The organism is Wolbachia endosymbiont (group E) of Neria commutata, assembly GCF_964026735.1.
GTDB lineage: Bacteria > Pseudomonadota > Alphaproteobacteria > Rickettsiales > Anaplasmataceae > Wolbachia.
In genome coordinates, this window is sequence record NZ_OZ034692.1 from 75,633 (window position 1) to 94,137 (window position 18,505).

Below are 18,505 nucleotides of genomic sequence, written 5' to 3' on the forward strand. Positions count from 1 at the left end.
CCCTCCTCTTGTCGTTCCTACCACCTTGTCATCCCAGTGCGTGACACTGGGATCTGTTTCTTTTTAGGCTGGATCCTATGGTCAAGCCATAGGATGACACCTTTGGAATACTCGGACGACGAGAAAAGAACGCACTGGAATCACACCTTTATCTACTAACCATATAACTACTTTCAAAATTCAATCAACTAAAATAAACGGAGGCAACTATGCAAACCACATTAAAAGACCACTTATCTGGAGAACTACTGACTATTGCAACATGTTGGAAGTTAATACTTATCGGTGGAAAAGTGATGGGATTCACTGATTACGATGAAGACTTAAATATTGATAACGTAATCTATAAGTCTTCAAGTGGGTTTACAGCCAGTAGCATAATACTAAATAGCAATTTAAAACTGATAATCTAGAAATTGAAGGGATATTAAATAGTGATAACATTAAAGAAGAAGATGTTTTATCGGGCAAATACGATTTTGCAAATATTGAAATATTTCTTGTAAATTATAAAGACTTGAGCCAAGGAATAATGAATCTACATTCAGGGACTTTTGGTAAAATAACATTAAATAATGGAAGATTTATTGTAGAAATTAGAGGGCTCTCAGCAAAGCTCGAGAGAACTGCGCAAGAGTTATATTCCCCTACATGCAGAGCACAATTTTGCGATGAAAAATGCAAAGCCGATACTAAAAAATTTAGTAAAATAAGTGCAGTTACTAAAGTAATAGACGAAAAAAGATTTGAGGACGCAAATTTAACTGAGAGCGATGAATATTATAAGCATGGGATAGTAAAATTTTTTGGCTCAGCAGCATTCGAAGGTGTAGTGAAAGAATATAAAAATAAAGTGATCACATTGTTCACGTCGCCCCCATATCAAATTTTTGCTGGAGATCAATATTCAATACTTGCAGGTTGCGATAAAACATTTTCAATGTGTAAAAGCAAATTTAACAATACTGCGAATTTTCGCGGTGAACCCTATATACCAGGTTTTTCTATTCCTTTTTAACGGACAGTTGTGGTTTTAAGTGGTAATGATTAGATACAACAAATAGGAAAAATTAGATAAGATAACCAATGGGATAAAAGTATAGAGGTTTAACTTAAAATAACCAGATAGGATCTGAATTACACTTCCAAGCGCTGGTACCCATGAAAATAATATAACTGCACAAATAAGTAGATTTCTTGTAGTTTTTGATGTTGTATATTTGTTTTCTAATTTGTGGTATGATTGCCGCACCGAAATTGTTATTCTGCCTAAATACCAATTAACTATTCCACCAAAACTAGATCCCAATACTCCAAAGAGTAACATTAGTGGTAAGTTATGACGAGATTTAAAATACAACATAACCTCAAACATAAAGCTTTGATGTACTGGTAAGATTAACGATGTTAGTAAGCTATCTTTGAATAACAGAAAATAATTTTCCATATCAACTTACCAGGTTGTCGTACCATCTTCATTATCAGAAATTGAAATTCCCATTTTTTTCAATTGGTCTCTTATTTTATCTGCAGTATCATAATTTTTATTCTGTTTTGCAGCTCTCCTTAAGTCTATCAATCTTTCTATTTCTTGAGAACTCACATCAACGCTAAACCACTCTTGATAAGTTAATTGAAGAAGGCCAATAAATCTAGCGCTCTTGACAAAGATATGAGTTAATTTAAGCTTGTCGTCTGCATTACTCGTTTTGTTAATTTTTGCAGCCATTTCATGTAAGATAGCCATAGCTTCAGGAATGTTTAAGTCGTTTTTTAAAGCATCTATAAAATCTTTAGAAACTTCTGCATCACTTATCTTGACACTTTCTATATCTACGCCGCGTAATAACCGATAAAATTTATTTAGAGTTTCTTGTGCCTCATGGATAACACTTTCAGTCCAATCAAGTGGTTTTCTATAATGAGTTTTGAGTAGTGCATAGCGTATTACTTCACCTTTTATTCCCTTATCAAGAAGGTCCCTTACTTTGACTATATTAAACAAGGACTTACTCATTTTCTCTTCATTTACTGTAAGAAAGCCATTGTGCATCCAATGCTTTGCAAATGTTGATCCAGCAAACGCAGACTTGCTCTGCGCAATTTCATTCTCGTGATGAGGAAATTGCAAATCTATGCCGCCACCATGGACATCAAAATCTTTACCAAGGTAAGCATATGCCATTGCTGAACATTCTATGTGCCATCCAGGTCTACCCTCTCCCCATGGGCTATTCCAATAACTTGAAAGTTCATAGTCAACATCACTTGCAGGCTTCCACAATACAAAATCTCCTGGATGCTTTTTGTTTTCATCAACCTCAATTCTGCTACCATGAACCAACTCATCAATTTTTTTTCCTGATAAAGCACCATACTCTGGGTAAGACTCTACGCTAAAATACACATGTTTATTGGACTCATAAGCGTGACCAGATTTAAGTAAACACTCAATTAATTCTATAATATAGTCTATGTTTTCAGTTGCTTTTGGCTCATGTGTTGGCTCTATGCAGTTTATGCTCCTCATGTCATCATGAAAAGCTTTGGTGTAATATGTAGTTATGCTTTCTATGTTGCTCTTTTTTTCACTTGCTGAATTGATTATTTTATCGTCGATATCTGTAATATTACGCACATAGGTAACTTTGCCATAGCAAAATTTAAGCAGCTGAAATAATACATCATAAACAACAACAGACCTCGCATTGCCTATATGCGCTGTATCATATACCGTTGGCCCGCAAACATACATTCTTATATGATTTTTATCGATTGGTATAAAAAGCTCCTTTTTTTTTGTTAAAGTGTTATAAAGCCTAACCATATACAAAGCTTTTTAGAAAAGAAAATGCTCCAATTATGAGTTGTGGTCCTTTGATTATTATAATAAGAGTAAGTAACAATCCGCAGAGTGATACTAACACTCCAAGTATAGATAAAACCCCGTCTTTACTCATAATACCAAGTGAAATGAGCGTTGTGCCAATTGCAGGAATAAAATTAGTAAGAGGCAGTGGAAGAGCTATGGATAACGCAGAAAGCAGGATTATAAAAGCTAAAATCTTTTCACCAGGCCCATAAAAAATAAAAGCCATTCTTGGTTTCATAAATTTTTCTATTTTTTTTAATGCAGGAGAAGTTTTCTCTACTATAAGAGCGAGTGTTGAACGTTGAAAAGATTTTCTCTCTAACCAATGTGGCATCCAAGGGGAATCAAACCCAAATAAAAGCTGCAGCGAAAATAATATTAAAGGTATAGAAAACATGGTTGTATATCCAGGTGGAACTGGTATCGGTACTGATAACGGTAAGGAAAAGATGATTATTAAAATGCCAAAGCCTCGCTCATGCAAAGCTGTTTTAATATCAAATAACGTCACTGTATCACTATCAGTGTCCGCAACCTCTTTTAAAATCTCAGAAGCTAGTTTATCACGTTTATTCAATACATCACTTTTTGACACACAAAACCTTAAAAAACACTACTCACTCTAACTAACATAATTACTGCTAAATTTCAATATCCATTAAATAAATTTTCTGGATTTCAATAGCATCAAGGGTGTCCTTAGTTATGGTGTAAAGATGTTTATTATAATGTCACTTATTTACCAATTGGATAATCACCGGTAAAGCAAGCATCGCAATATTGCGGTGCTATATTGTTACGCTTTTCTTCTTTCACAGCCCTGTATAGCCCATCAATACTCAAAAAGGCTAAACTATTTACTCCTATAATCTTCTTAATTTCCTCTACAGACTGATTTGCAGCAATTAAATCTTTGCACTCTGGTGTATCTATTCCATAAAAACAAGAGTGCTTAATTGGTGGGCTTGAAATTTTGAGGTGAATTTCTTTCACTCCTGCGTCTTTTAACATAACTATTATACTTTTTAGTGTGCTGCCACGTACTATGCTATCATCTATTAAAATTATATTTTTACCCTTTAAAATGTGCTTATTAGCATTGAATTTTAATTTTATTCTAACTTTACGCACCTCAGCGGTTGGCTGTATAAAAGTTCTTCCTATATAGTGATTACGAATTATTCCAAGTTCCATAGGTATTCCCGAATGCTCTGCGTACCCAATAGCTGCTGGTATTCCAGAATCAGGTATTGGAACAATCATGTCTATGTTGCCTATTGGAGGGCTTTCTTTAGCAAGCGTCTTTCCTATTGCCTTTCTTATATCATATATTGACCTATTTTCCATTATGCTATCTGGTCTTGAAAAATAGACATACTCAAAAATACAAAAGCTTGATTTTTGCTGCAAAAAAGGAAGTATTGAAGTTAATTTGCCATTTTGATCAATCATTACTAGTTCACCTGGTTTTATCTCTCTGATAAACTCAGCATTTACTATATCAAGTGCGCAAGTTTCAGATGCAAGCATATAAGAATCATTTAATTTTCCTAAAACAAGAGGTCTGATTCCTGCAGGATCACGCACTCCTATTACTACACCCTTATTAATTGCTACAAAAGAGTAAGCGCCTTGTACTTGTTTTAATGCATCTATAAAACTCATCAAAAAGCTATCTTTCTTACTGCTTGCCATCAAATGCACTACTACTTCTGTATCTATATCTGATTGAAAAATGCATCCTTGTTTAATTAACTGTTCACGTACTGGAAAAACATTAATTAAATTACCATTATGCGCTATGGCAAAATCCCCAAATTTGTCATTTTTACCAAGCATTGGCTGCGCTCCGAACTTACTTCCACTTGTTGAATACCGCACATGTCCTATTGCATGATCTCCGGGTAAAGATCTCTTTATTTCATCTATATCGTCAAGCACACTGCTTACTTGACCTTGAAAATGATAAGAATGCAGCTTATCCTTGTTACTGGTTGCTACACCAAAAGATTCTTGACCTCTATGCTGCAAAGCGTGGAGAGCAAGTATAGAGTTAAATGCAGCGTCGTTATTGCAGCTTATACCAAATACTCCACATTCTTCGTGCATTCCATCCAGCATAACAACTATTAAGTAAAGCTTAATTTTACTTTAGCACAGGTAAAGTACAAGCATTTTGTTCATTTGCTCTTAATGTTGGTAGGGTAGTGCCCAACAATTCATGAAGAAGTATTAGACTGTTTTCTTTGCACATGTTGTCAAACTTTTCGATTACTTTATCAACTATTCTATTGCAACTTAATCAATTGACATATAAGCTTTTAAAAAAGCTTATGAAGAAAATGGAAATTTGTTATTCATTTGACGACGTACTTCTTTTACCGGCCAATTCTGATATATTGCCTCGTGATGCGGATACAAAAACTTATCTAACCAATAGTATAGAACTGAACATTCCACTCATATCTTCTGCGATGGATACTGTAACTGAGTCAGGTTTTGCAATAGCTATTGCTCAGCATGGGGGAATAGGTTGTATACATAAAAACTTATCAATAGATGAACAAGCTTCAGAGGTTAGAAGAGTAAAAAAATATGAAAGCTGGATTGTATATGACCCAATTACGATTTCTCCTGATAAAACAGTTGCAGAGGCAATTTCACTAATGAGAAAGTACAATTACTCTGGAATTCCTGTGGTTAATCAAAGCAAATTAGTTGGAATTTTGACAAACCGGGATGTTAGATTCATCGAAGATGAGAACATGGGTATAAAAATCTCTGAAGTGATGACAAAAGATAAATTAATCACAGTACGAGAGAAAGAAGTGAATAGTGCATCTGCAATGAAATTGTTGCATGAAAATAGAATAGAGAAGCTTTTAGTTATAGATGAAAATTTTCGCTGTATAGGTTTAATTACGGTTAAAGACATTGAAAAATACAACCAATACCCAAATTCATGTAAAGACAGTAAAGGGAGGCTCAGAGTTGCAGCTGCAATTGGTACAGGTAAAAAAGATGGCATAGAAAGATGCGAGGCATTAATTGAGGAAGAAGTTGATGTAATAGTTGTAGATACAGCTCACGGACATTCCTCTGGTGTTATTAACACTATTAGAGAAATAAAAAAGATGTACGGAGATGTGCAGCTAATCGGTGGTAACATTGCAACAAAAGAAGCTGCTGAAGCATTAATTGATGCAGGGGTTGATGCGGTAAAAGTTGGCATAGGACCTGGTTCAATCTGTACAACCAGGATAGTTACTGGTGTAGGTGTGCCGCAATTTTCTGCAATTCAAAATATTGCAGAGATGTGCAGGGTAAGAAATATAAGACTAATTGCTGATGGTGGAATAAAGTATTCAGGAGATGTAGCAAAAGCTATTGCCGCTGGTGCTGACTCTGTAATGATAGGTTCAATTTTTGCTGGTACTGACGAAAGTCCAGGTGAGATTATTATGTATCAGGGCAGAGCATATAAAGGCTATCGTGGAATGGGATCTATTAGCTCTATGACACGAGGTTCAGCTAGTCGTTATTTTCAAGATAAGGACTCAAAACTCAAATTAGTTCCAGAAGGTGTAGAAGGAAGAGTTCCATTTAAAGGACCAGCTTCTGGAGTGATTCATCAATTAATTGGTGGACTGCGGGCTGCAATGGGGTATACCGGCAATAAAAATATAGAAGAAATGAAGAAAAATTGTAAATTTGTTACTATAACTTCGTCTGGCTTAAGAGAAAGTCACGCTCATGATATAATAATCACGCAAGAGGCTCCAAATTATGCTTATCAAGCACCTAATATAACAACCAACTAAGAATCTGATTATTAAGAAAAGGACTATACTTTTCTTGTTTGCGGATAACCTTTTAATAAGCGAAACCCGCTAAAATCAACTGTTAAATAGCGATTATAGTTGGTGTTTGAAAGGAAAACTTCTCTGTACTTGACTTGGAGACAAAAGAAGCTAAGTCCCTTTCAAAACCTACTGTTAATTGTCTCCAAAACCGCTTGGCTAAAGGGATGTGTCATTAAAAATTAAACGTTAGTCCAACTTCTAAAGCATGATTAGCAAAATTACTTTCAACAGTTGCAGTTGTTGATCCTGGCATAACTATTTCCTTTACAATTTTACTACTACGGCCGTCTTGATCATGGCTGTTTTCTCTCACAGTATATTTTAATGTAGGAACTTCGTTTAATTTTACCTCTTGAAAATCATATTGGCCTAATGCAGTAAGATATCTATATCCCGCAGATAATTGAATTTTATTATTTATATTATAATTCAGCCCAAGCTTGCCTTGTATAGCTGGTTTTATTTGTGAGATACCAGAAAGGCTAATATTAGCTATACTACCACCTATACTCAAATATGGTGTAAAATCACTATGATTACTAATATCGTAATATAAATTGACCATTGCTGCTTTCTTTTTGAAACTATTATTTTCTATTTTTCGCATGCTCAATAAAGGTTCAGAATATCTTTTTGGATTTCCTTCCTTTCTAATGTGTTTCTCTATTCCATCATGTTGTAATGTACTTACATTTCCTTTATAAAGATTTTCCACAACGTTGCCATTATCACCTACAACATCAACGCGTGTATAGCCATCACCAGGGTAAAGATGAGAGCTTAGATCTGAATCAATTAATGAAAGTCTTGGATTTGCTAGTTCAACCCTCATATCCCCAACTCTATAACCGATAGAAGCATTACCTGCAAATCCGCTCTTATAATCAAAGTTATTGCTAATTTCTACTTTTTGAATGCTATTCTCTCTTGCGCTAAATGAGCTGATTCCAGGGTTTGCTTTACTATAATTAAAACTCATATAGACGTTGCTTGGTTTTTCTTCTGTTGAATATGAGTAATCTTCATCTTTATGCTTACTGTCAAGAAATCCATATTCAGTATAAGCAAAAGACGAATTTGATATAAAAGTTAATAATAGTGTTACAACCGCTGTTTTGAGTAGTGGTTTTTTATACAACATGTTCATAAATATCCTTAATTTGTTAACATATCAGTATTATATTAGTATAAATTAATAAAATAAGTAAAAATTTTAAATATTTTTAGATTAGATAATTTGGCTACTTAAGTGTAGCATTACTAAGAAATACACTGAGCAATGGTAAATACAGATAAAACTATTTTTGCTTTATCAACAGTATTTGGTAAATCAGGGGTGGCAATAATTAGAATATCGGGTAAGAGCGCACTTAAAACCTTAGATCATTTTAATATTAAAAAAGATGTGGCTCCAAGGTTTGCTACTTTAGTTGATCTATGTGATAGTTCAAAAGAATTAATAGACAATGGAATAATTATTTATTTCCCCGCTCCAAACAGCTTTACTGGCGAAGATGTGATAGAGCTGCAGGTGCATGGAAGCAAGGCTGTAATTAAAATCATCCTGGAAGAATTATCAAGAATCTTTGTAATGGCTGAACCTGGAGAATTTTCACTTAGGGCCTTTCTAAACGGTAAATTTGATCTCACTCAAATAGAGGGAATAGCAGACTTAATTGATGCTGAGTCGAAAGTGCAAGCTAAACAGGCAATTAAGCAGATGTCAGGAGAGCTTGAAAAATTGTACAGCAGCTGGAGAAAAGCATTGATAAAAATGCAGTCTAAAATTGAAGCATACATAGACTTTCCCGAGGACGTTAAAACAGAAAAAGATGAATTGGAAAAAGTGAACAATGAAGTTCAAACACTTATACAGTCGATACAAGAGCATTTGAATGATAATAGACGAGGTGAAAGATTGCGTGAGGGTTTACATGTTGTGATAACTGGTGAACCAAATGTCGGTAAATCAACACTATTTAATTTTTTGGCTAAACGTGATATCGCTATTGTTTCTGAATATGCTGGAACAACAAGGGACGTGCTTGAAGCTCATATTGATATTGGCGGATACCCTATAATTCTTTCCGATACTGCTGGAATTCGTGAAAGCTCAGATCCAATAGAATCAGAGGGTATAAGTAGAGCGAAAAAAAGGTCTTTTGAAGCTGATTTTAGAATAGAGCTATTTCCTTATAGCACTATTGTCATGAAAGTAGCTGACACTGGGATCCAGAAAAAAAGCAGTATAGATTCCAGTGTCAGCTACTTTCATGACAACCTTAGAGCTACTGGAATGACATCAGACCAAAATGATACTATTTACGTGTTAAGCAAAGCTGATAATGTAATTAAGGACAAGAATATACTGATTGATGGTATAAATTTTTTGCCTATTTCGATTTTAAAGGGAATTGGAACAGACAAATTGATCTCTTTAATTAAAGAAAGAGCAGAAGAAAAATTTGGGCATGATAGAGACACTCCAGTAATCACTAGGCAGAGGCATAGGAATTATATGCAGAAAGCACTGGAACATTTACAACGTTTTAACATAAATAATCCAATTGAGCTGATCTCTGAAGACTTGAGACTTGCTTCACTTGAACTTGGAACAATTACTGGAATTATTAACGTTGAAGAAATATTGGGTAGTATATTCAGTACTTTTTGTGTTGGCAAATAGACTTCTTTTGGAGCTCTACTTCCACTTGCTGTATTCTCCACTTAGCAAATAATAATTTGTTCTACATAAAGTTATGATATAATTCCAACGTACGTATGATGTCGAAATATTTTTGGAGATAGTTATATATGATAAGCTCTATACAAGAACCTAATGAACTAAAGAAGCGTTTACAAGGATTTTATCGTACTGATGAAAAAAGTTATGTACGTTACCTTGTAGAAAAAGCAGAGCTTTCAACTGATTCAAAAAGTAGAATTTATAATATTGCAAAACAAATTGTTGAAAAAATCAAACACAATAAATTAAGTATTGTAGATTCCTTTATGCAGCAATACTCGCTTTCCAATGATGAAGGAATAGCATTGATGTGTCTTGCTGAATCGCTGCTTAGAATACCAGATGATTATACAATAGATGAAATAATCAAAGATAAAATTGCTAATCAGGAATGGAATAAATATTTAGGGCATTCTTCTTCACTGTTTGTCAATGCTTCTACATGGAGTTTGATGATAGGTAGCAGTATATTAAGAGATAATGAAGGTGATTCGAAGTTCTATTACGCAATTTCTAAATTACTTAAAAATTTAGGAGAGCCGATTATTCGCAAAGCAGTAAAACAAGCAATGTCTATGCTTGGTAATCATTTTATTGTTGGAGAAACCATAGAAGAAGCTTTAAGATATGCAAAACTAGATGACAATAGTAAGTTTTTATACTCTTTTGATATGCTTGGCGAAGCTGCTCACACTGCTGAAGATGCAGAAGAGTATTTTAATTCATACATGCATTCAATAAAAGCTATAGGTGAATCCAGTGAAATAAATGATTGTTTTAAATCCCATGGAATTTCAATAAAATTGTCTGCTTTACACCCGCGTTATGAATTTGGTCAATTTGACCAAATTGCTAGTGAGATATTCACTAAGGTTTTAGAGCTCTGCCGTGAGGCAAAAAAATACAACATTTCACTATGCATAGATGCAGAAGAAACAGAAAGACTCGAAATGTCCTTAATCTTGTTTGAACAATTACGGCTTGATGAATCGCTTTCTGAGTGGGAAGGGCTTGGTTTAGCTGTACAAGCATATCAAAAACGTGCTTTGTCTGTTTTGGACTTTGTGGAGGATGTTGCCATTCGGTCAAACCATAAAATTATGGTTAGGCTTGTGAAAGGTGCATATTGGGATTCAGAGATCAAGCGTACGCAAGAATTGGGATTAAATGATTACTCGGTATTTACAAGAAAAAGCTATACTGATGTATCTTACCTTGCATGTGCACAGAAACTTTTGAGTAAACCAAACAATTTTTACCCATGCTTTGGAACTCATAACGCCTATACTTTTGCTTCTATTATGGAGCTTGCTGACAAAACCCATCCTGGATTTGAATTTCAACGCTTACATGGCATGGCAAAAGACTTATACGATTATGCAATGTCAGAGCTTGCAACAAATGTTAGCTGTCGTGTCTACGCACCAGTTGGTAAACATAGTGACTTGTTGCCATACCTTATAAGACGTCTGCTTGAAAATGGGGCTAATAGTTCGTTTGTTAATCAAATAAATGACCCTAACGTTAAAATTGATGAGCTAATTTCAGATCCACTGGAAAAAGCTATAGGTTTCAATTATGAACCGCATCCTGGTATTCCCTTACCACAAGATATTTTGGGACCAGAGAGAAAAAATTCTTTGGGAATGGATATTAGTGATTCCGTGATAATTTCACAATTTGCAGATGATATAAAGAGTTTTAGTGAAAAAAAATGGCAAGTTGGACCAATAATTGATGGGCAGTCACTTCTTGATGATACCAAATTTACTGAAGTGGTAAATCCTGCACATTTGGAACATGTAATAGGAGAAGTGTCAAATGCAACAAGCGATCAAGCTTTGAATGCTCTTGAAGTAGCCCATAGTGCATTCTTTCAGTGGCAGAGCACTCCAGCGAAAGAACGTGCTAAACACCTTGAAAAAGCTGCAGATTTACTTGAAGAAAGAATGAAAGAATTAATTTACATTCTGATTGTGGAAGCAGGGAAAATTTTATCAGATGCAATAGCAGAAGTACGAGAAGCAGTAGATTTCTTACGTTACTACGCAACGATAGCAAAAAATGAACTAAGCGACTGGAAAAAGTTGCCAGGCCCAGCTGGTGAAGATAACTTCATTTTCTTTGAAGGCAGGGGAGTTTTCCTGTGTATATCACCATGGAATTTTCCACTTGCTATTTTTCTTGGGCAAGTTTCAGCTGCGCTTGCAGCAGGTAACACGGTACTTGCAAAACCAGCAGAGCAGACACCTATTATTGCCTATGAAGCTGTTAAAATACTACATGAAGCTGGAATACCAAAAAATGTGTTGCATCTCATTCCAGGGGAGGGTGGATATTTAGGTAAGACGTTGGTGCCAGACAATAGAATTGCCGGAGTAGCTTTTACTGGTTCAACACAAACTGCTCAAATAATCAATAAAATGCTTGCAAATAGGGATGGTCCTATTGTGCCACTTATTGCTGAAACTGGAGGGCTCAATGCTATGATCGTTGATAGCTCTGCTCTTTTAGAGCAAGTGGCTATGGATGCTTTACTTTCTGCGTTCAGGAGTAGTGGTCAGCGCTGTTCTGCACTTAGAGTTCTATTTATTCAAGAGGACATAGCAGAAAAGCAGATAAAAATGATATGCGGTGCAGCGCAAGAATTAAAAATTGGAGACCCTGTGGAACTTAGCACTGATATTGGTCCAATTATTGACAAAGCATCTATGGATATGCTGACTAAACATACAAAAAAAATGTCGGAGGATAAAGATTCAAATCTTTTATCTAAAGTACCTATGGATGCAAATTCTCATAATGGTCACTTCTTTCCTCCGTATATTTATGAAATACAAAAAATTTCACAATTAAAACAAGAAGTGTTTGGTCCTATTTTACATATTATACGTTTTAATAAGTCAAATTTGAATGAAGTTATAAATGATATAAACAATACAGGGTATGGACTTACGTTTTCTTTGCAGAGCCGTATACAAAGTCAAATTGACGTGATAAGTAAAAAAATATCAGTTGGAAATGTGTACATCAACCGTAACCAGATAGGTGCAGCAGTTGGCATACAACCATTTGGTGGTAGAGGACTATCTGGCACTGGACCAAAAGCTGGCGGCCCTCATTATCTACAGCGATTTTCTACAGAAAAAGTTGTAAGCGTCAACACCACAGCATTTGGTGGTAATACTACACTTATGTGTTTGGATTAATGTTCCCATTTGGCTTCCTCCACTATAGCTATTCAGGTATCCGTTCAGGGAAGCAGTAGAAAGTAAATAGACAAGGTATGCTAAAAAGGTAATCATAGAGTAGCTGTGAGGTGATATGGTTGATCTTTCATCCTCTTTTCTCTTGTCTTGCAGCAGGTCTCTTGTTGATTTTGCTGTTTGCTACTACTGCTTTTTTCAATCCAAATAAAAAAGTATGGCTTGCTATTGGAGTAGCTATGTTAACAACTGCAATAATATACCTACAATTTGGAAGCATGGCTTCTCTGCTTTTTGCATGTAGCACTGCGTGTTTGGGGGGGATATGTTTGGAAAAAACTCAACATATGAAGAGCCAAGCAGCAGTATTATGGTAAAGCGAAATTCAAATAGTGAAAATTACGAAAAAAGGCCTCACACCATAATTCTTTAAAGTTTAGGTGCTTCTTTCTTTGTGGAAGATCCTGGTTGGTCAGTTCGTACGTTTTCAAATTTTGTACTTAGTTGCTCAGAATCAGTTTCATGTTTTTCAGTATCATTTTGTTGTTCTTTTCTTTGCGCCATTGCTTCTAATAAATATTTTACTATTTCCCAATTACCTTCATTAGCAGCTACCAGGCATGGATGATCATGGTTTCCAAAAAGCCCTATCACTTCTGAGTAACCTTCTTGTGCTACTTTAGTGAACCAGTCGCTTAAAATCTTTTTATCTTTAGCATTAAGGTTTGCTCCATTTTTTTTAAGAAACTCTACCACTTCTGAGTAACCTTCTTGTGCTGCTTCAGTGAACCAGTCGCTAGCTACAGCTTTTAATTTCTGTTGTTCTTTATTGTTTAGCATGATTTGCTCCATAATTAATAATAATACTTAATTACTACATAATTAAATTAAGAAATCAACCTTTTGTCAAAAATATCTTTTTAATAGAGAAAAGTCCTCTCCCCACCGTCACAAAAAAATTGAATTATTTATTTTTTACTTGTCTCAAAAAAGGGCAAAAAGGCCACACTAGGTTGAGACAATTTTCCATAAATATTGCATTATGAAAATACTATTAATAGATTACGGAAAGTAATTTACCTACGCGGCTAAAATATATTAGGGGAAAAGTAGGCCAATGGTGCGGGTTTTAGGGCTATGCTAAATTTGGTATAGATGAGTTCGTGAAAAAGCATGGTGTAGCTTATCGTTCAAATAAAACTTCCTCTCACAACCGTTATGTAAAATCGCTGAAAGTGGCTATGTGCCTTAAGTTTTTGGTAATATCTGTTTACATAAAGGTATATACCTGTTCGAGAAAGGAGAGACAAATATTGTAAATTCTAATAGAATAATGGTTAGAAAGTAAATAAAAGATTTTGTTTCGGCATTAATTACTAATGTTCTTTGAAGGATGAAACAACATAAGAACACTCTCATATTCCGTGATAAATTAAATATATTAAATTAAATATTATGCTTAATTTATAATATTTTAATTATCTTGTTGACTTTGTGCAACGCTTCTTCTAGAGACCCCCTGCGAAAAGGTAGAAAGTAGGTAAAAACGACTAAAAAGCATGTAAAATGAAAGTTTTAGGAGAGGGAAGATGGCAATAAGTTACGTAAAAATAGCAAGAACACCATATATTTTTAGACAATTGACAGGGCTCACAACATCTAAATTTGAAAAAATTGTGGCAAAAGTGCGTCCAGAGTGGGAAAAAATGGAGGTGAAAAAGAAATGTCACGGAAGAAAATCGCATGTTGAGGAGCTAGGAGACAGGATTTTATGTGTTCTAATTTATTACAGAACGTACATAACGCATCCATTTTTAGGGTTTTTGTTTAATTTGCACAACTCAAATATTTGCCGACTTTTTAAGAAAATGTAGCCATTATTGGCCAAAAAAATTACTATAAAAAAGGATAGAACGCTGACGCCAGAAAGGATTTTAAAAATTTTAGCAGACGTCACGGAGCAACCGATACAGCGGCCGAAAGACAGCAAAAAACGTAAGAAAAGTTATTCCGGAAAAAAGAAAGCAACCACAATAAAAACCGAAATTGTGATCGAGGGAAATGGGCAAATTCTGTCGATTTCGAAGTCGCATAGAGGTCGAATGCATGATTTTCGCATAAGGAAACAGGAAAAATTGTTGGCCAAAGATAGCATAAAATATGCCGATTCTGGGTATCAAGGTTGGCAAAAACTGCAGAAAAACGTTGTGATTCCGTACAAAAAACACCGTAAAAAGCCACTAACGGAGGAGCAAAAGGAGCATAATCGGAAGCTGGCATCGTTCAGGATGCGTGTGGAAAATAAGATTCGCGAGATAAAAATCTTCAAAATAATGTCAAATGTTTACCGCAATTTTCAGAAGAAATACAACATGAGATTTAATATTATAGCAGGAATTGTGAATTTGAGGCATAGTTTTTAATAATTTTTAGGCTGGGGATTTCTTACCAGATTTTATCAGCAACTTGCTTCACGTTGTTTCGCAGGGGATCTAATGCTTATTGGAATATCCATACCACCAGCTCGGTATTCTTATATGTTAAAAACAAGTCTTTATAAATATTACGAAATGGTGATATTTAAAGACACATAGAGAAGAGGAACCGTCGATATTCTTGGTCAATAAGGACCGTACCGAAGCAAGGTTCTCTTCTCTGATTTATTATACTGAAAGTTCCGAACAACTGATTGAGCGTTGAGGCTCGTATATAAGGGTGGAAAATGCAGTATTACATATTATTCTATGGAGGAATTATGAATTCATCAAATATCATTGCTGGCATCGATGTTAGCAAAAACAAATTAGACATCCACATTCATCCACTTGGACATCATAAAGTATTTGAAAATAACATACAAGCTATTGATCAAATACTTGACTTTTTGCGTTTACATAACGTAACCAAAGTTGGACTTGAAGCAACTGGTGGATACGAAAAATTATGTGCTTATACTTTACTAAGCCATAGTTTCGAAGTATATGTCATTCAACCAAGATGGGTGAGAGACTATGCAAAAAGCCTTGGTATTGCTACTAAAACTGATAAAATAGACTGTAGCATCATCTCACGTTACGTTAGTAATACAGATATGCGTGTTACTCCTTTAAAAGTTAGTAACAATAATATTGATTGTTTGAAGCAAAAGTTATCTCGCAGAAATCAACTAGTAGAAATAGCAAAAATACAAAAAACCCAAGCTCATCAGGTAACTGATATATCCATAATCAAACAAATGGAAGAGCTACTCGTTGTTTTGCAAAATCAAATCCAATCCTTAGAAGATGAGATGATAGAATTGGTTGATCAAAGTCAAGAGCTTAAAAAAAAATACATATCAATAACTAGTATGCCAGGTGCAGGTACAATCTTAGCTATCACTATGATTTGTTATCTACCAGAACTAGGGACTATCAGACATAAAGAAATATCTAGCCTTTCCGGGACAGCACCCTTTAATCGAGACAGTGGTTTTAGTAAAGGAAAAAGGTGTATTCAGGGTGGTAGATCACAAGTTAGGAAAGTTTTACATATGTGCATTCTTAGCGCTAGGGAATGGAATTCTTATATAAAAATTTTCTTTGATAGATTGTATGATCAATATAAAAAGCCATATAAGGTTGCTTCTACTGCTGCAATGAGAAAATTTCTTATACTTGCTAACTCTTTAGTAAGAGATGGAAGGGTTTTTACCGAGGAATACATCCCTAAGTCTGCTTAGATCTAAATATTAGCAAATTAGTGTGGTTGTGGATAAGTGCGCTTACACAGACTTAAAGCACTTATACACATCCACACTAATTAAAAGAATTTGAGCTAAGAATTACAACTTAAATACCTAAAACTGTCTGCAGTAAGGCCATCTGATCAACACCGTTAATCCTCCGAATCATATTCTCGGCATCAATCTCGATAAGCTCATTACCACTGATAGTGAGTTTATAATAGTGAGCAGCCACAGTGCATTTAAGAGTGGTTTTTTCAGCAGGTTTCCAGCTACCAAAATCAAATTCTCTGAATATTCCCCTAAGATTTATCACCACTGCTTCAATATCATTATTACCACTTCCTTGCATTCCTCCACGAAGCGTTAAAGATACTGAGTTTCCATCTATTAAACCGAAGAGTCTAAATAGCTCTGTATCATATTCAGAAAAAGTAAACTCAGCTTCAAGCTTTTCCATGCCCATGTCAATGCTTATAGGAATATCCATTCCACCAGCTCTATACTCCTCTGTTTTAATGGTAAGTTTTGGCAGAGTGATCTCATCGATACGACCAGCATAACCACGACCATCAACGAATACGTTAAAATTCTTTAAGATTTTTGGCAACATCTTTTTATACCTTTAAAATAAGTGAAAATTATTTTCAGTATTTTTCATTTTTCTATTGACTTTTAACACAACTGCTACTATAAACTCTTTTTGTGGAGCACACCATTTTGTAAGATCTATTGCTTTTTTCATAAAATTATTTAAACGTTAAACCGGTAGCTTTCCTATAAGACTTAAATTGCAGGCAGTTTGTAAGTTAAAAGGCAATACCTAATATATCAAGCAATAATGTTAATTTTGAAGGGGGAGTGCCAAGTTCACTGCCATTAAGTTAAGAGAAAAGGATGGACTATATTAATAAATCAAGTAAAATTCCTAAACTTAAAGGAAAAATAATATGAGTAAAAAAAACAATAATCGAATTCATAAAAAATAAATTGATAAGTTTAAACTTTATAAATGATCACAAAGTATCACCAAAAGACTTTCTACGAAAAAGAAAATTGCCTTTTATTGATGTATTCATTTTGATTTTCAGAAAAAGTGTGAAATCATTACAAGTGATGCTCAATGAATTTATTCTGTACACGATGAGAGATTATACAGTTACTGCAAGTGCTTTTACCCAAGTAAGACAGAAGCTAAAGTATACTGCATTTTCAGAACTTAATGATGATGTAGTTTCCCTATATTACCAGGATCAGGAGTTTAAAACTCACCATGGTTTCAGGGTACTTGCATTTGATGCTTCTATATTAATTCTACCAAAAAGTGATGAGGTAATAGAGGAGTTTGGCTCAAGAGCAGTATGGAATGGAGTTCAGAGGTTTGAAGATTATACAAGTGCAACCTTTGAAGCTTGTTATGATGTGCTAAATAATATTGCAATAAAATCGGTGTTAAGTAGAGGTGACAGTTATGAAGTTGATTTAGCAACCGATATGCTTGAAAGCCTCAGTTCAGATGACTTACTAATCTGTGATAGAGGGTATGTATCTTATCGATTTATTGCCGAGCTTACGGAAAGGAAAATTAATTATGTAATTCGTTGTCCAAGTTCATCTTTTAGTGAAGTAAACGATATGTTTAAGCCGGGCAGTCCCTCTAGTACAATAGCAGTAGCTACTGCACCTATTAAAGTGGCAAGGCAGCTAAGAAAGCTAGGATTACCTGATGAAATGGAATTTAGGCTAGTTAAAATCATACTTTCCTCTGGTGAAATTGAAGTGCTAATTACATCATTATTAGATGAGCAGCAATTTAAGGTTGAGGAATTTGAAGAGTTATACTACTTACGTTGGGGAATAGAAACATTTTTTTCTAAACTCAAAGGAAGGTTAGGCTTAGAGAATTTTACAGGTAAAAGTGTTGAAACTATTAAGCAGGATTTTTGGTCAACCATTTTTATTAGCAACCTAGAAAGTATTATGACAGAAGATGTAGAAGAGGCATTGAATGCAGACCTAGCTGATAGTAAGCTTGAAAAAAGCATTAATAAATCTGTTTCATTTAATGCAATTAAAAACTTAGCTTTTTTGTTC

Annotated in this window: 11 protein-coding genes and 3 pseudogenes; 7 read left to right on the forward strand and 7 right to left on the reverse strand. The window is 34.7% G+C overall.

Annotation, left to right across the window (positions count from 1 at the left end; all coding sequences use genetic code 11):
* Positions 1–209 precede the first annotated feature (209 nt).
* Positions 210–1,018, forward strand: a pseudogene (locus AAGD89_RS00410) (DUF2163 domain-containing protein).
* Between the two features lie 435 nt (positions 1,019–1,453).
* Here the strand turns inward: AAGD89_RS00410 and cysS are convergent.
* From cysS to purF, 3 genes are all read right to left on the reverse strand, one after another.
* The gene (cysS, locus tag AAGD89_RS00415) at positions 1,454–2,827 is read right to left on the reverse strand and encodes a cysteine--tRNA ligase (protein ID WP_341808398.1); all 1,374 of its coding nucleotides are present in this window, start codon (positions 2,825–2,827) and stop codon (positions 1,454–1,456) included.
* A complete protein-coding gene (locus AAGD89_RS00420) occupies positions 2,820–3,467 on the reverse strand; it encodes an exopolysaccharide biosynthesis protein (RefSeq protein ID WP_341808399.1) in 648 nt (215 codons plus the stop codon). Before AAGD89_RS00420 ends, cysS begins: the two co-directional genes overlap by 8 nt.
* A gap of 140 nt (positions 3,468–3,607) precedes the next feature.
* Positions 3,608–4,993 carry an amidophosphoribosyltransferase gene (purF, locus tag AAGD89_RS00425; RefSeq protein WP_341808400.1) on the reverse strand — a complete coding sequence of 462 codons (1,386 nt, stop codon included), beginning with the start codon at positions 4,991–4,993 and terminating at the stop codon, positions 3,608–3,610.
* Between the two features lie 212 nt (positions 4,994–5,205).
* Here purF and guaB point away from each other — a divergent pair, with 212 nt between their 5' ends.
* Entirely contained in the window at positions 5,206–6,693 is a 1,488-nt protein-coding gene (guaB, locus tag AAGD89_RS00430) for an IMP dehydrogenase (RefSeq protein ID WP_341808953.1), read from the forward strand.
* A gap of 214 nt (positions 6,694–6,907) precedes the next feature.
* Here the strand turns inward: guaB and AAGD89_RS00435 are convergent, their stop codons facing one another.
* Complete coding sequence (locus tag AAGD89_RS00435) at positions 6,908–7,876, reverse strand: P44/Msp2 family outer membrane protein (RefSeq protein WP_341808401.1); 969 nt, start codon at positions 7,874–7,876, stop codon at positions 6,908–6,910.
* 138 nt (positions 7,877–8,014) lie between these two features.
* On the opposite strand from AAGD89_RS00435, the gene mnmE reads away from it, so the two are divergent.
* Together mnmE and putA are read left to right on the forward strand one after the other, a co-directional pair.
* Positions 8,015–9,421, forward strand: a complete 1,407-nt coding sequence (gene mnmE, locus AAGD89_RS00440; protein ID WP_341808402.1) for a tRNA uridine-5-carboxymethylaminomethyl(34) synthesis GTPase MnmE — start codon at positions 8,015–8,017, stop codon at positions 9,419–9,421.
* A gap of 128 nt (positions 9,422–9,549) precedes the next feature.
* On the forward strand, positions 9,550–12,690 hold the full coding sequence (gene putA / locus AAGD89_RS00445) for a bifunctional proline dehydrogenase/L-glutamate gamma-semialdehyde dehydrogenase PutA (protein WP_341808403.1): 3,141 nt from the start codon (positions 9,550–9,552) through the stop codon (positions 12,688–12,690).
* A 127-nt stretch (positions 12,691–12,817) separates the two neighbouring features.
* Here putA and AAGD89_RS00450 read toward each other — a convergent pair whose 3' ends face one another.
* Together AAGD89_RS00450 and AAGD89_RS00455 are read right to left on the reverse strand one after the other, a co-directional pair.
* Positions 12,818–12,967 carry a hypothetical protein gene (locus tag AAGD89_RS00450; RefSeq protein ID WP_341808404.1) on the reverse strand — a complete coding sequence of 50 codons (150 nt, stop codon included), beginning with the start codon at positions 12,965–12,967 and terminating at the stop codon, positions 12,818–12,820.
* Between the two features lie 149 nt (positions 12,968–13,116).
* The gene (locus tag AAGD89_RS00455; RefSeq protein ID WP_341808405.1) at positions 13,117–13,527 is read right to left on the reverse strand and encodes a hypothetical protein; all 411 of its coding nucleotides are present in this window, start codon (positions 13,525–13,527) and stop codon (positions 13,117–13,119) included.
* A 749-nt stretch (positions 13,528–14,276) separates the two neighbouring features.
* Between AAGD89_RS00455 and AAGD89_RS00460 the strand changes: the two are divergent.
* Positions 14,277–15,110, forward strand: a pseudogene (locus AAGD89_RS00460) (transposase).
* Between the two features lie 332 nt (positions 15,111–15,442).
* Positions 15,443–16,408, forward strand: a complete 966-nt coding sequence (locus AAGD89_RS00465) for an IS110 family transposase (RefSeq protein ID WP_341808406.1) — start codon at positions 15,443–15,445, stop codon at positions 16,406–16,408.
* A 109-nt stretch (positions 16,409–16,517) separates the two neighbouring features.
* Here AAGD89_RS00465 and AAGD89_RS00470 read toward each other — a convergent pair whose 3' ends face one another.
* A complete protein-coding gene (locus AAGD89_RS00470) occupies positions 16,518–17,024 on the reverse strand; it encodes a phage major tail tube protein (protein WP_341807904.1) in 507 nt (168 codons plus the stop codon).
* 356 nt (positions 17,025–17,380) lie between these two features.
* Here AAGD89_RS00470 and AAGD89_RS00475 point away from each other — a divergent pair.
* Positions 17,381–18,499 (forward strand): annotated as a pseudogene (locus tag AAGD89_RS00475) (IS4 family transposase); the annotation flags it as partial.
* Positions 18,500–18,505: the final 6 nt, after the last annotated feature.

Excerpts from the sequence above, each read along its gene's own strand:
- cysS (WP_341808398.1), bottom strand. The coding sequence starts at position 2,827 with ATGGTTAGGCTTTATAACACTTTAACAAAAAAAAAGGAGCTTTTTATA.
- purF (WP_341808400.1), bottom strand. The coding sequence starts at position 4,993 with ATGCTGGATGGAATGCACGAAGAATGTGGAGTATTTGGTATAAGCTGC.
- guaB (WP_341808953.1), top strand. The coding sequence starts at position 5,206 with ATGAAGAAAATGGAAATTTGTTATTCATTTGACGACGTACTTCTTTTA.
- AAGD89_RS00435 (WP_341808401.1), bottom strand. The coding sequence starts at position 7,876 with ATGTTGTATAAAAAACCACTACTCAAAACAGCGGTTGTAACACTATTA.
- mnmE (WP_341808402.1), top strand. The coding sequence starts at position 8,015 with ATGGTAAATACAGATAAAACTATTTTTGCTTTATCAACAGTATTTGGT.
- putA (WP_341808403.1), top strand. The coding sequence starts at position 9,550 with ATGATAAGCTCTATACAAGAACCTAATGAACTAAAGAAGCGTTTACAA.
- AAGD89_RS00450 (WP_341808404.1), bottom strand. The coding sequence starts at position 12,967 with ATGCTTCCAAATTGTAGGTATATTATTGCAGTTGTTAACATAGCTACT.
- AAGD89_RS00455 (WP_341808405.1), bottom strand. The coding sequence starts at position 13,527 with ATGCTAAACAATAAAGAACAACAGAAATTAAAAGCTGTAGCTAGCGAC.
- AAGD89_RS00465 (WP_341808406.1), top strand. The coding sequence starts at position 15,443 with ATGAATTCATCAAATATCATTGCTGGCATCGATGTTAGCAAAAACAAA.
- AAGD89_RS00470 (WP_341807904.1), bottom strand. The coding sequence starts at position 17,024 with ATGTTGCCAAAAATCTTAAAGAATTTTAACGTATTCGTTGATGGTCGT.